This window comes from Cupriavidus phytohabitans, assembly GCF_017815025.1.
Taxonomy (GTDB): domain Bacteria; phylum Pseudomonadota; class Gammaproteobacteria; order Burkholderiales; family Burkholderiaceae; genus Cupriavidus.
This window is the reverse complement of record NZ_JAGIQB010000088.1, coordinates 1-11,712: the sequence shown is the minus strand read 5'-3', so window position 1 is coordinate 11,712 and position 11,712 is coordinate 1. Positions and strand designations below refer to the sequence as shown.

At 62.6% G+C, this 11,712-nt stretch carries 12 protein-coding genes and 2 pseudogenes; 5 read left to right on the top strand and 9 right to left on the bottom strand.

Translation table 11 applies throughout. The features are described from left to right. Nucleotides 1–99 precede the first annotated feature (99 nt). Nucleotides 100–351, top strand: a pseudogene (locus J8I34_RS31730) (AMP-binding enzyme); the annotation flags it as partial. Between the two features lie 180 nt (nt 352–531). On the opposite strand, the gene J8I34_RS31725 reads toward J8I34_RS31730, so the two are convergent. The 4 genes from J8I34_RS31725 to aceE form a co-directional block, all read right to left on the bottom strand. Beyond that, complete coding sequence (locus J8I34_RS31725) at nt 532–1,224, bottom strand: DUF6064 family protein (RefSeq protein ID WP_209808153.1); 693 nt, start codon at nt 1,222–1,224, stop codon at nt 532–534. Nucleotides 1,225–1,776: 552 nt separating this feature from the next. Continuing rightward, nucleotides 1,777–2,196, bottom strand: a complete 420-nt coding sequence (locus J8I34_RS31720) for an Hsp20/alpha crystallin family protein (protein ID WP_029049959.1) — start codon at nt 2,194–2,196, stop codon at nt 1,777–1,779. A gap of 15 nt (nt 2,197–2,211) precedes the next feature. Then, entirely contained in the window at nt 2,212–2,652 is a 441-nt protein-coding gene (locus J8I34_RS31715) for an Hsp20/alpha crystallin family protein (protein ID WP_029049960.1), read from the bottom strand. A gap of 369 nt (nt 2,653–3,021) precedes the next feature. Then, on the bottom strand, nt 3,022–5,718 hold the full coding sequence (aceE, locus tag J8I34_RS31710) for a pyruvate dehydrogenase (acetyl-transferring), homodimeric type (RefSeq protein ID WP_209775177.1): 2,697 nt from the start codon (nt 5,716–5,718) through the stop codon (nt 3,022–3,024). A gap of 244 nt (nt 5,719–5,962) precedes the next feature. Here aceE and J8I34_RS31705 point away from each other — a divergent pair, with 244 nt between their 5' ends. From J8I34_RS31705 to J8I34_RS31695, 3 genes are all read left to right on the top strand, one after another. Next, nucleotides 5,963–6,196: a hypothetical protein gene (locus J8I34_RS31705; protein WP_029049962.1), complete on the top strand. Its 234-nt coding sequence runs from the start codon at nt 5,963–5,965 to the stop codon at nt 6,194–6,196. A 96-nt stretch (nt 6,197–6,292) separates the two neighbouring features. Next, on the top strand, nt 6,293–6,718 hold the full coding sequence (locus J8I34_RS31700) for a cupin domain-containing protein (protein WP_029049963.1): 426 nt from the start codon (nt 6,293–6,295) through the stop codon (nt 6,716–6,718). Then, complete coding sequence (locus tag J8I34_RS31695; RefSeq protein ID WP_209808152.1) at nt 6,715–7,170, top strand: carboxymuconolactone decarboxylase family protein; 456 nt, start codon at nt 6,715–6,717, stop codon at nt 7,168–7,170. The genes J8I34_RS31700 and J8I34_RS31695 overlap by 4 nt, the downstream gene beginning before the upstream one ends. An 83-nt stretch (nt 7,171–7,253) precedes the next feature. On the opposite strand, the gene J8I34_RS31690 is transcribed toward J8I34_RS31695, so the two are convergent. The 3 genes from J8I34_RS31690 to J8I34_RS31680 form a co-directional block, all read right to left on the bottom strand. Continuing rightward, the gene (locus J8I34_RS31690; RefSeq protein ID WP_035878651.1) at nt 7,254–8,303 is read right to left on the bottom strand and encodes a porin; all 1,050 of its coding nucleotides are present in this window, start codon (nt 8,301–8,303) and stop codon (nt 7,254–7,256) included. Nucleotides 8,304–8,748: 445 nt separating this feature from the next. After that, nucleotides 8,749–9,240, bottom strand: a complete 492-nt coding sequence (locus J8I34_RS31685) for a YkgB family protein (protein WP_029050399.1) — start codon at nt 9,238–9,240, stop codon at nt 8,749–8,751. Nucleotides 9,241–9,249: 9 nt separating this feature from the next. Next, entirely contained in the window at nt 9,250–9,594 is a 345-nt protein-coding gene (locus J8I34_RS31680; protein ID WP_245176287.1) for a carboxymuconolactone decarboxylase family protein, read from the bottom strand. A 126-nt stretch (nt 9,595–9,720) separates the two neighbouring features. On the opposite strand from J8I34_RS31680, the gene J8I34_RS31675 reads away from it, so the two are divergent. Then, nucleotides 9,721–10,650: a helix-turn-helix domain-containing protein gene (locus J8I34_RS31675; RefSeq protein ID WP_348635773.1), complete on the top strand. Its 930-nt coding sequence runs from the start codon at nt 9,721–9,723 to the stop codon at nt 10,648–10,650. 130 nt (nt 10,651–10,780) lie between these two features. On the opposite strand, the gene J8I34_RS31670 is transcribed toward J8I34_RS31675, so the two are convergent. Then, nucleotides 10,781–11,338, bottom strand: a complete 558-nt coding sequence (locus J8I34_RS31670) for an RrF2 family transcriptional regulator (RefSeq protein WP_209808150.1) — start codon at nt 11,336–11,338, stop codon at nt 10,781–10,783. Nucleotides 11,339–11,537: 199 nt separating this feature from the next. Beyond that, a pseudogene (locus J8I34_RS35020) lies at nt 11,538–11,712 on the bottom strand (RND transporter); the annotation flags it as partial.

Genomic DNA, 11,712 nt, shown 5'->3' with positions numbered 1-11,712 from the left:
TCATCCTGTGAAATCAATGCGTGCTGAGCACGCCGTGGCCTTCGGCTACGGCAGGTTGTTCAGACCATCCTTAGGAGAGTCCCATGCTGGGTCAAATGCGTGGCCATGGCCGCCTGCGTCGCGGCGCGCCATCCGAAATGGGACGAGCGGCCGCTGCTCATCGTGGTCAGGAAGCCCGGCGCCGAGCTCGCGCGTGACGAGCTGCTCGCCTTCTACGAGGGCAAGATCGCCAAATGGTGGACGCCCGACGATGTGGTTTTCGTCGACGCGATTCCATTGGGCGCCACGGGCAAGATGCTCAAGCACCAGTTGCGCGAACGCTTCCAGGACCACCTGCTTGCACGAGCCTGAGACCGTGTCCACGCTAGAGAGGGGGACACTGGAGGGGGACACTGCGAATGCCGGTGCGCCGGCAGCGTTCGGGGGGTTGCACGGCGCAGGCAAACGGTATTCTGACTGTCGACTCGACCGGGCGCCCCGCTTCGAGTCCCAGATCGGCCAGCCGAAGCTCGCTGTCACGTGCGACAGTAGTCATTCGTCCAGGATGTGCCAGTGATGACCATCAGATAGGCCTGCCGGATGCAATCCATCCCGCATCCTACGATCGCGAAGGACAACCAATGCCACTGTGACGGCACCACTGAGCACAAGCGGCCAGTCTTGCGGGATGCCGAGCAGGAAGGCGGCACTGCCCCCGATCAGTGACCACAAGAAGGGCACGATGAGAAGCCAGCGCGGTACCGAAACGACAGTGAGCAGGAGCATTCCAAACGTGAAAAGGGTGACGGGACAGGGCGTGATACCAAACATAGGCATCGCGGGATAGGCATGGCCGGCCAAGGCGCCTATGAGCGGATAGAGGATAACGACGTAGACGAGGAGCGCCCAGCCGAGCCAGGCCGTCGGCCGCGAAGAACTGCCGAACGTGAGACGCCCGCGCAGCCCCGCATACCCGAGCAGGACCCCCTGAAGCACGAATGCGGCGCCGAACACGATCGCCGCCTTATTGATCGCCGAGAAATAGAGCCAGTGGTAGCCGATTCCCGTCCATATCCACATGGCGGCCAGAATCGTGCTGATGGTGCGGTCGGTGCCCCTTCCATGCCGGACAAGTGCGGCGATGGCAACACCCCCTAGAAGATAGGCCACAACCTGTGCCGGCCAGACGCCAAGATTGTAGTCCACGAAAACCCGTGCGAATTCATCTCGACTGAATGGCAACATGGCCCGACCTCTCGACAGCCCGCTGACCAAAGATTAGTCGGTGTCGCGGCAGAGTTGCTTGATCGGCCCTAATCCGGCATCCGTCTGGCTACATCGCACAGAATCCCGCAGGCTCACGCTGACGTAGATGATCCTAGAAGTCACCGCCAGCATTGTTTCCACTCCGCATGCGGTTCGCATGGATCGCCCGGCACGACAACTAGTCCGTTGTCCAACGCCTGCCTCCAGCCGATCCGTCCTTCCAGCAGGCCGCGCAGCACCTGTAGTTTTCGGCCCCGTGGCTATTCGTTGGTATGTGTCTCCCGTGCTTCACACGGATCCAAAGGCGGCACAACCGGATTTGGCAGTATCCGCGCAGCCGAGGCTCACATTCGAGCTTCGTTTCCCGGTGCGGGAATGCTTTGAAGCGCTATCCGGCCGGGGTGGCGCCAGTAACCGATGTGCGCTGGCGGCAAGAACCTGGCCGGGTGTCCAGCGCACACACGCTTCCCTGCATTGATGCGGAAGGGTCGCGAACAGGAACGGTGGCGCCGCGCGCCGCCGTTCTGCCACTTAGCCGACCGAGACGTCGATTCGACGCGGCTTGGCCTCTTCCCGTCGCGGGATGGTCACCTTCAGCACGCCGTCCTGCAGGTTGGCTTCGATGCGCGACGCATCGAGGTCAGGACTGAGCGTGAAGCTGCGCGCGAATCTCGGCTGCCGCACCTCGGCATGCTGCACGCGCAAGCCCGTAGGGGTAGGCACTACAGCCTCGCCTTCGATGCGCAGGCTGGAGTCATGGACATTGACTTCCAGGTTTTCACGCGGCACGCCTGGCAGGTCAGCCCAGAGGGTCACGCCGGCAGCGGTCTCGAAGATATCAACCGCAGGCACCAGCGTCATCGCTTGCGTGTCTTCGCGGCGCTTGACGACGGCGCCCTGATTACCTTGCTGGTTCTGGTCGCGCTGGACGACCGGGTTCGATGCGTTCATGGCTTCCTCCTGATCTCAGCTCACGGTAATGGCACGCGGGCGCGACGCTTCGCGCTTGCCCACGCTGATCGACAAGCAACCGTTGGCGTAGCGGGCCTGGACCTTGTCGGGGTCGGCGGACTGCGGCAGCTCGATTACGCGGCGGAAGCTTCCGCTGAAGCGCTCCTGGGCATAGGCCCGCGCCTCCGCGTCGCCCTCCGGGCGCACCGGCTTGCGTTCGCCGCTGATGGTCAGCAAGCCCTTGTCGACCGTGACCTCGAGCTGGTTCGCCGGCACGCCAGGGGCGAACACGACGATCTCGATCGAGTCTTCGGTGGTGCCGATATTTATCGGCGGGAATGCCCCTAGGCGCCCCGAGCGCAGGCTGGAAGGAAAGTCGCCGAACAGGTTCGCCATCTGCCGTTGCATCCGGTCGAATTCACTGAACAGATCGGTCCCGAAAAAGACATCGCTCATGGTTCTATCCTCCTTCGATACATCGGGTAGGCGCCAGCGCATGACTGGCCGCACGGCGCTTGCGCTGTCGTACCAACATCAAGATACAGCGCCCACGTTCGCGAGAGCGCCTGGCCGTTAACTAGTGGTGGGCCGCCAGGATTTCAAGGGGTCCTGCTTTTGGGTCGCCGACTGGTACGGTTGTGATTGCAGCATCACAGCTATAGCGGAACAGAGAACTGGCGCGTAGGCTGGCACGAGTCGGCCTCCGGGGCGACAGCTCGCCCAACGCGCAAGCATCAACATGGGTTCACTGTTCTCAACACTCGGTGCGCTCCCAGCGCATCCCTGCACCAAACACCGGATCTCCGACGCGCGGATAACGCACGTTCAGGCATGCAGCGGGTTCGGCTTCTCCGGATCGATCCCGTACTTGCGAATCGCTTCCGAGACGCGAGTGCCGGGGATGGTCCCCTCATCCGCCAGCGCCTTCAATGCCGCGATCGCGATCCAGTGGCGATCCACCTCGAAGAAGTGGCGCAACGCCGCACGGGTATCGGAGCGGCCGAAGCCGTCAGTGCCCAGCACGACGAATTTCTGCGGCACATAGGCGCGGATCTGGTCCGCCAGCGCACGGATATAGTCGGTCGCGACAATGACCGGCCCAGGCGCATCCTGCAGGAGCCGGGTCACGTGCGGAACGCGCGGCGGCGCCTCGGGATGCAGCAGGTTGTGCCGTTCGGCCGCACGGCCGTCGCGTGCCAGTTCCGTCAGGCCCGGCACGCCCCACACATCCGCCGCGACGCCCCAGTCCTGCTGCAGCAATGCGGCTGCGGCGATGACCTCATTGAAGATGGTGCCGGCGCCCATCAGTTGCACGCTCGGGACGGATTCGGAGGATTCCGCCTTGCTGAAGGCGTACATGCCCTTGAGGATATCCTGCGCGACGGTCGGGCCGGCCGGCATGGCCGGCTGCGCATAGGTCTCGTTCATGACGGTGATGTAGTAGTAGACGTCTTCCTGCTCCTGCACCATGCGGCGCAGGCCGTCCTGCACGATCACGGCCAGCTCGTATGCAAACGAGGGGTCATAGCTGATGCAATTCGGCACCGACGATGCCCACAGCAGCGAATGGCCATCCTCGTGCTGCAAGCCTTCGCCGTTGATGGTGGTCCGTCCGGAGATCCCGCCCAGCAGGAAGCCGCGCGCCCGCATATCGGCCGCTGCCCAGGCGAGATCGCCCACGCGCTGGAAGCCGAACATGGAGTAGAAAATATAGAACGGCACCATGGGCTCGCCATGCGTGGAGTACGACGTTGCGGCAGCGATCCAGTCGGCCATGCCCCCCGCTTCATTGATACCCTCCTGCAGGAACTGGCCGGTCGTCGATTCCTTGTAGGATGTCAGCGTCTCGGCATCCTGCGGGGTGTAGCGCTGGCCGTCCTGGTTCCAGATCCCGATCTGCCGGAACAGTCCTTCCATGCCAAACGTGCGGGACTCGTCCGGTACGATCGGCACGATGCGGCGGCCCAGTTCCTTGTCTCGCAGCAGCGTGCCCAGGATGCGGACGAAGGCCATCGTGGTCGACATGCCCCGCCCTTCGGGCGTCGCCCTGAGCAGCGCGTCGAATGCAGACAAGGCGGGCGCTGGCAGCGATGCGGCCTTCTGGCGCCGCGCGGGCAGGTAGCCGCCCAGCGCCTCGCGGCGTTCGCGCATGTAGGTGAGCTCCTTCGATCCCTCGGGCAAGCTGATATACGGGACGTCTTCGATATCCGCATCCGCAACGGGCAACGCATACTTGTCGCGCAAGGCCAGCAGGGCTTCCCGCTGCACCTTCTTCTGCTGGTGGTTGACGTTGGAGGCCTGGCCCTGGTCGCCCATGCCATAGCCCTTGATGGTCTTGGCCAGGATCACGGTCGGCACGTCGCTGCCGCGCGCGGCCTCGGCGAATGCGGCAAAGACCTTCGCCGGATCGTGGCCGCCGCGGTCCAGGCTCCAGAGGTCATCGTCGGTGTAGTCGGCCACCAGCGCCTTCAGCTCAGGCGTATTGAAGAAATGCTCGCGCAGGTATGCCCCTGACTTCGAACGGTAGGTCTGGTATTCGCCGTCGACGACCTCCATCATCCGCCGTGCCAGCGCCCCGCTCTTGTCGCGTGCGAACAGGTCATCCCAGCGGCCACCCCATAGCACCTTGATTACCCGCCAGCCGGCTCCCAGGAAGATGCTTTCCAGTTCCTGCACGATCTTGCCGTTGCCTCGCACCGGTCCGTCCAGGCGCTGAAGGTTGGCGTTGACGACGAACACAAGGTTGCCCAGGCGCTCCCTGGCCGCCATGCCGATCGCACCGAGGGACTCGGGCTCGTCCATTTCGCCGTCGCCAAGGAATACCCAGACCTTCCGGTCGTCGGTCTTCGCGATGCCGCGCGCCTGCAGGTACTTCATGAAACGGGTCTGGTAGATCGCCATCAACGGGCCAAGCCCCATCGAAACGGTGGGAAACTGCCAGAAATCGGGCATCAGCCACGGGTGGGGGTAGGAGGACAGCCCTTCCCCGCCGACTTCGCGCCGGTAGTTGTCGAGTTGCCTGGCATCCAGCCGACCGAGCAGGAACGCGCGCGCGTAGATGCCCGGCGCCACGTGGCCTTGCACGAAGACAAGGTCGCCGCCGTGATTCGCTGTGGGCGCGCGCCAGAAGTGGTTGAAGCCCACGTCATAGAGCGTGGCCGCGGAGGCAAACGAGGCGATATGCCCGCCGACATTCGAAGTCTTGCCGGCCCGCACCACCATCGCCATGGCATTCCACCGGGTATAGGCGCGAATGCGGCGCTCGATCTCGCGGTCGCCTGGCATGCGGGGTTGCTGGTCGACGGCAATGGTGTTGACGTAAGGCGTGCCGCCCGAGTGCGGCTGCAATTGCCCGCGCAGCCGCGCATGGGCAATCTGCCGCTCGATGAGATAGTGCGCACGTGCCGGCCCGACGTTGCCGAGGACGCCCTCCAGGGCTTCCAGCCATTCGGCTGTCTCCTGCGGGTCGTCGTCCCGGGGATCAATTGTCAAGGCGATTTCGTCAAGTTGCGTGGCCGTCATGCCTGGTCTCCGTCAAGGTATCTCGTGAGAATCAGTATAGGCAATAACTACGACTTGTCTAGTCGTAGTTACCACCTCAACCTACAACGATATGACGGGGGTCAGCCATCGCAAGCGCTTCGGCACGATCCGAGCTTTTCGGATGTTTGCTTCGGCGCAGTCCACGTTCTGGCTTGCACTTCGATTGACGATCGACTATGGTTACTACGACTATATTGGTCGTAGTTAAAGAACGGAGTTCATTATGAAAGCGATACACTGGATCAGCGCACTTGGCGCCACTGCAATCCTGTCCACCGGCGTGACCGCGTGGGCATCCGCTTCCGACCTGGCCTGGGCGACCGGCCGCCCCATGATCGCCGGCCAAGACCTGAGTGGCGTTTCAGCTACGCCAAGCCGCGCCGGCGAAACCGGCGCGGGGGATGAAGCCAGCAAGGCTTCGGGGCCGCCCAACAAATCTCTGCCTCGGCTCGCCTGAGGCTGTGCCTCCCGTGACGAAAACGCATTCCGGACTGGAAGTCGCGGACTGGCATCCACACACTACCCGCTTCACGCGCTTTACCAAGGAACGGACATGAAAGCCCAACGCCTTCTTTTGCCCTTTCTCGCCACCACCGTGATGGCATTCTCCAGCGCCGCAGCCGCACATGGGACCGGTGACACGGTCAAGGAGAACTTCTCCCGGGCCATCCCCAACATCCCCGGCAAGTCACTTGTCGCGCTGGAAGTGGATTACGCGCCGGGCGCCTCGTCCTTGCCTCACTACCACGCCAAGTCGGCATTCATTTACGCCTATGTCGTCTCGGGCAGCATCGCCAGCAAGGTCGGTGACGGACCGGAACGGGTTTACAAGGCGGGTGAGAGCTTCCACGAAGAGCCGGGCTCGCACCATCCCGTCAGCCGCAACGCGAGCAAGTCAAAGCCCGCCAAGCTGCTGGCCGTGTTTATCGTGGACAGCGGCGAAAAGGACCTGACCACTTACGAAAGGAGCGCGAAATGAGACTGGATTACACAAAAGCCGCACCGGGTGGCGTGAAGGCGTTCGGCGGTGTCTATGGCTACATCATGCAGTCCGGACTCGATGATGTCCTGGTGGAGCTGGTCTACCTGCGTGTCAGCCAGATCAACGGCTGCGCCTACTGCCTTGACATGCACACGCGAGACCTGGTGAAGAGGGGCGTGTCGGTCGGCAAGCTCGCGCTCGTGCAGGTCTGGCACGAAGCGGGCGCGCTCTTCAGTGACCGCGAAAAGGCGGCACTGGCGTGGGCCGAGACCGTGACCCGCGTTTCGGAGACACATGTCCCCGACGACGCCTTCCGCGCGGCCTCTGCCGTTTTCAGTGAAAAGGAACTCGCTGACCTGACCATGGCGATCAGCCTGATGAATGCATTCAACCGCCTCGCCATCAGCTTCCGCCGTGCGCCGCAAGTCGAAAACCAGGGCGACGCTTGACCGGGCCGTCGCTGGCCCTGCTTCGCCGGCCCCGACCTCGAGACGCCACGTTTACTACCATTCTTAAGCCATTGGCAAGCGCATCAGAACCGGTGACGAAGGCCCATCACCGCACCAACCTGATCCTTGCCAGGCTGTACATTGAGGACGGCCGACGTGCCGCTGCCGCTGTTGAAGCCGTTGACGCCTAGTGCCGAGTTATCCGTGTTTAGCGCGTACGAGACTGACGCGTAAAGGTCGGTGCGTTTGCTGAGCGAATAATCGCTGGTAAGCACGAACTGCCACGGGTCGGATCCGGTCTGCCGGAAGTCTTGGTAGTAAGCCGCGCCAGTCAGGGAGAACGCCGGCGTCACTTTGTAAGCCAGGCCCAGCCAGTAGAGGTTCGAGCCGGCATTAGCCGCCTGGGCGCCCGGCAGCATGGCACCATCATAGGCCTTCGCCAGGCGGTAGCCTGCATAGGCCTTGGCATCACCAACCGCATAGGTGCCGGCCACGGAAACGCGCCTCAGGACCGGTGCCTGGTTTGACGGCGTGCCGACGTGCGCATCGTCATAGGCCACGCCCAGCGCAAGGGAGCCGGAGTTATAGTTGACGAACGCGCCGAAATTACGTCCGAATACGTTGCTGCCAGCCACTTCGCTGCCATTAGCCTGGAATGAGTAGAAGGCCTGTCCAGTTAGCTTTCCGAACTTGCCGACATACTTGATGGCATTGTCGGCGCGCGCGCCAAACTCCGGCGCAATCGAGAGGATGCTGTAGCGGTCGGCAATCGCATTGGGATCATAGATATTGCCGAATTCGCGCATGCCGGTCTGCTGCCGCCCCAACAGCAGTGAACCGTATTGGCTATCGAGCCCTACATAGGCATTGCGGCCGAACAGACGCCCGCCCTGGCCCGAATTGCCGGTATCGATGTCGAAGCCGCTTTCCAGCAGAAAGACTGCCTTCAGGCCGCTGCCCAGATCCTCCGCGCCCCGCAGCCCCCAACGCGAGCCAGACTGGTTCCCGGAAACCAGCCGCACCAGACTGTCACCGTTGCGCCCTGCATTATTGTTGAATTCGATACCGGCGTCGGCGATACCGAACAGCGTCACGCCAGACTGGGCGTTGGCGCTTGCACAACACCCTATCATTGCGAAAAGCAAGGATATGTCAACGAGAGGTAGTCGTCGCATGCTGGTTCCCCCCTCCTTCTTCTTTGCTGGTTCCCCCCTCCTTCTTCTTGATTTTTGGCCAGCAATGCGCCCGTGGCAATCATCCAAACGGTGGGGTCCCCCAAAGGATGTCGAGATCCTTGCGCCATCGTTCCTGATTCCCGCTCTTGATCTCAGACAGCATTGGCACCGTTGTCAGCATGACGACCCGCGATCGCTGGCCGCGGTCGATTACCGGGGAACTGCCCGGCGAATCCCCTGGCGGGTAGCGGCCCGTGCATCGCATCCATTAAGGCAACAAGGGCGATCCATCGGATCGCCCTTGTTCACGATTGCCAGCGCGGTCAGGCCACTACCACATGCCGCGGAACTGCCCGGGAGATCCACATGCAGGCAAAGCCGGCACCAATAAGCTCCTGAAAAATCAGGGACGATCCGCCCGGCAACGTGCCAGCGCCGTGCGCAGCAGAGAAGCCGACGCAGCCAACAGCACGAGGTCCTTCAGCAGGAACTGGCCGATCGGCGCCGAGATCGCGGGGAACCCGCCAGCAGTCGGCTCTGCAACGCCAGGGGTGGTGACAAAGAACGTCAGTGTGATGGCGTATGTCGCGCATGACATGGCTGCACCAAGTACCGACACCCTGTGATGGAATGCACCGACGGTCAGTGTCACCGCGGTGGACAGTTCCAGCACGCCAATGACAGCGCTGGCGCCACGTACACCGAACGCGTCGATAAGCCAGGCCATGAAGGGGCTATTCTCGATGAACGGCGCAATACCCTGCGCTTCGTAGCCGGTAAACTTCATCCCGCCGAACCAAAGAAAGACGATAACCAGGGACCAGCGCAGCAACGCCTCGTGGTTGTTGATGGCTTCGCTGGTCCGCGTTGTGGTGACGGATGTGATGGGTTGCATATTTACTCCTCAACGGATAGGTGGTGTGGTGGAGGAGCACGCCCCGGTGGCGCAGACCTCCTTTCTGTCATTGCGACGGCGCGCATGCGCGCGCTCCGCCCGCCCGGATTGCGGCGGCCACGAGCGCAGCCTCCGCAAGTTGCGTATTGGTGGCGCCGGCATCTTGGGCGGCCTTGGTATGCAGGCCATGCACCAGGGGCACTGCGTTGTCAGCGCCACGGCCACCGCAATAATCTGTTTCTGCTGCACCGAAAGCGCGCCGTCTGCAAGAACTGCCTGGTCAAATGCGCGGAAGCTCTTCATCGCTTCAGGAGCTTTTTCGTCCAGCTTCCTCAGACGGGCAAGATCCTTCATTTAGAACATGGCAAACTCCATCAAGGGTGGGATTGGAGTACTTATGATAGAAATGGCAAGGTTCCACTTGGTCTTAGTTTGGTTTCAATTCGTCCAATGATGGCATCCTCCCCTTCTGCACACCGTGTGCTCGAGCATTTCCTTGCCACACTCGACATCGGTGTCACGCACATCACACGATGCGACATTCGCGATGGCTGGAGCGTGCGTTTCGAAGCGTGCGAGACGGCCAGCCTTCACTACTGCCTGGACGGCAGCGGAACGCTCGACGCAGGCAATGGCCGCCGCATCGCTTTGCAGCCGCACAGTTTCGTCCTGATGCCGCCGGGCGTTTCCTACCGGCTGGAATGCGCGTTCGAGTCGCCGACTATGTCGGTGGATCGGACAAGGCTTGGCTCATGGTCCGCGCGCGAAACGGCGCCGACGGTGAAGGTGGGCGAGGCGGCAGTGGGGGTTGAGTTGGCGTGTGGGGAGTTGCGCTTTGCGGCGAGTACGGCCGATCCCTTCAGGATGCTGCGGCATCCGATCGTGACGCGGTTCGACGGGCCAGCGGGGCTGAAGGACCAGTTCGTCATGCTGTTGGCGGAATCCGCACAGCCCGGCCTGGGATCGAGGGTGCTGATCGAGGCATTGCTCAAGCAATGCCTCGTCATGCTGCTGCGGCGCCAGATGGAAACCGATGACGCGGAGCTGTCGTGGACGGCGGCCGTTGCCGATCCCCGGCTGGTACTCGCGTTGGAGAAGCTCTTTGAACAACCCGAAGCACCACTATCCGTGCAGCGATTGGCCGATCTGGCTGGAATGAGCCGTTCAGCGTTCGCTTCGCACTTCGAACGGGCGTTCGGCCAGACGCCGATGGCCATGCTGCGAGCGGTTCGGCTGCACAAGGCCGCGGAACTGCTGGCGACTACAACCCTGCAGGTTTCCCAGGTGGCACACGCCGTTGGCTTCTCCAGTCGCAGCAATTTCTCGCAGGCGTTTCACAAACTGCATGGTGTGGACCCAAGCGGATTTCGGCAGCGAACGGCGTCTCGTCAACGTGTGGGTAGCGACTGATTTCCATCGCGGATTCAATCGATTGCCGCGTGCTGTGCAAGTACCGATCCTCGCTGCATGACTGCGCTCTGAGCAACCAAATCCGGCGATCCCCAAGCAATGTGCGCAGGAATGAGCGAGCGCGCGGACCTCACCCGCTCTTGCGTGAACCCGCGCGCGTGGGCACAGCCCTTTCGCCCCGCCGATTGGCCGCACGATCCGACAGCCACCTGACAACCTGCACACCGTAGCTGGCCGGCGTCTTGTCGTTAACGCGCTGAGAAAGGTCGGCCAGGGTATGCCGTTTCAGTTCCGCTCGCATAGCCTTCTCCGCAGCCTGCATGACAGCGTGAACCGAGCAAACGCCACGCGTCGCCCAGCCCGGCGCGTCATCATTGAAGACGGCACAGCGCCCGCGGATCTCGAGGCAGTCGAAGAGCGGCTTCTCGCCATCGATCGCGACCACGACATCGTGAACGGTAATGTGGTTGGCGGGCCGCGCGAGCCGGAATCCGCCCTTGATGCCCTCCGTGGCGACCACCAGCCCGGCCTTGGCCAGCTTGGTGAACAGCTTGGCCAGGAAGTCGTGGGGCACGCCCTGAAGCTCAGCCAGATCACGGACACTCGCTTCTTCCACGGCCGCCTGCGAATGTGTCAGGTACAGCAGGCAGTGGAGGCTGTATTCAACGCCTGTACTGATTTGGGACATGGAATACTAAGACTTTATATATCGTAGTTTCAATGCTATACAACTTCCGCGGGAATCGCAAGGACACGCACGTTTGCTGATGGGCGGTGACGGCAACCGGGCCGATAACCGGCTTCCGGTCGCCTGGCGCCGGGTGCCTGCCTGATGTGAGCGACAGGCCTCCTGATACACGCTCCAACACAACCGGCAGCAGGCACTGTCAGGATTGTTGCCGCTGACTCCATCCACCGCCGAGGCTGCGCACCAGCGACACCGTCGCCGCAGCACGCAAGCCTGCCACCGCATTGGCATCGCGCAGCGACTGCAGCACGGTGCGGTCGGCATCGATCACGGCCAGGTAGTCGACCGCGCCGGCATCGTAGCGGCTGCGCGAG

Coding starts and splice junctions, on each gene's coding strand:
- J8I34_RS31725 (WP_209808153.1), bottom strand. CDS start 1,224: ATGTTGCCATTCAGTCGAGATGAATTCGCACGGGTTTTCGTGGACTAC.
- J8I34_RS31720 (WP_029049959.1), bottom strand. CDS start 2,196: ATGAACGCATCGAACCCGGTCGTCCAGCGCGACCAGAACCAGCAAGGT.
- J8I34_RS31715 (WP_029049960.1), bottom strand. CDS start 2,652: ATGAGCGATGTCTTTTTCGGGACCGATCTGTTCAGTGAATTCGACCGG.
- aceE (WP_209775177.1), bottom strand. CDS start 5,718: ATGACGGCCACGCAACTTGACGAAATCGCCTTGACAATTGATCCCCGG.
- J8I34_RS31705 (WP_029049962.1), top strand. CDS start 5,963: ATGAAAGCGATACACTGGATCAGCGCACTTGGCGCCACTGCAATCCTG.
- J8I34_RS31700 (WP_029049963.1), top strand. CDS start 6,293: ATGAAAGCCCAACGCCTTCTTTTGCCCTTTCTCGCCACCACCGTGATG.
- J8I34_RS31695 (WP_209808152.1), top strand. CDS start 6,715: ATGAGACTGGATTACACAAAAGCCGCACCGGGTGGCGTGAAGGCGTTC.
- J8I34_RS31690 (WP_035878651.1), bottom strand. CDS start 8,303: ATGATAGGGTGTTGTGCAAGCGCCAACGCCCAGTCTGGCGTGACGCTG.
- J8I34_RS31685 (WP_029050399.1), bottom strand. CDS start 9,240: ATGCAACCCATCACATCCGTCACCACAACGCGGACCAGCGAAGCCATC.
- J8I34_RS31680 (WP_245176287.1), bottom strand. CDS start 9,594: ATGAAGGATCTTGCCCGTCTGAGGAAGCTGGACGAAAAAGCTCCTGAA.
- J8I34_RS31670 (WP_209808150.1), bottom strand. CDS start 11,338: ATGTCCCAAATCAGTACAGGCGTTGAATACAGCCTCCACTGCCTGCTG.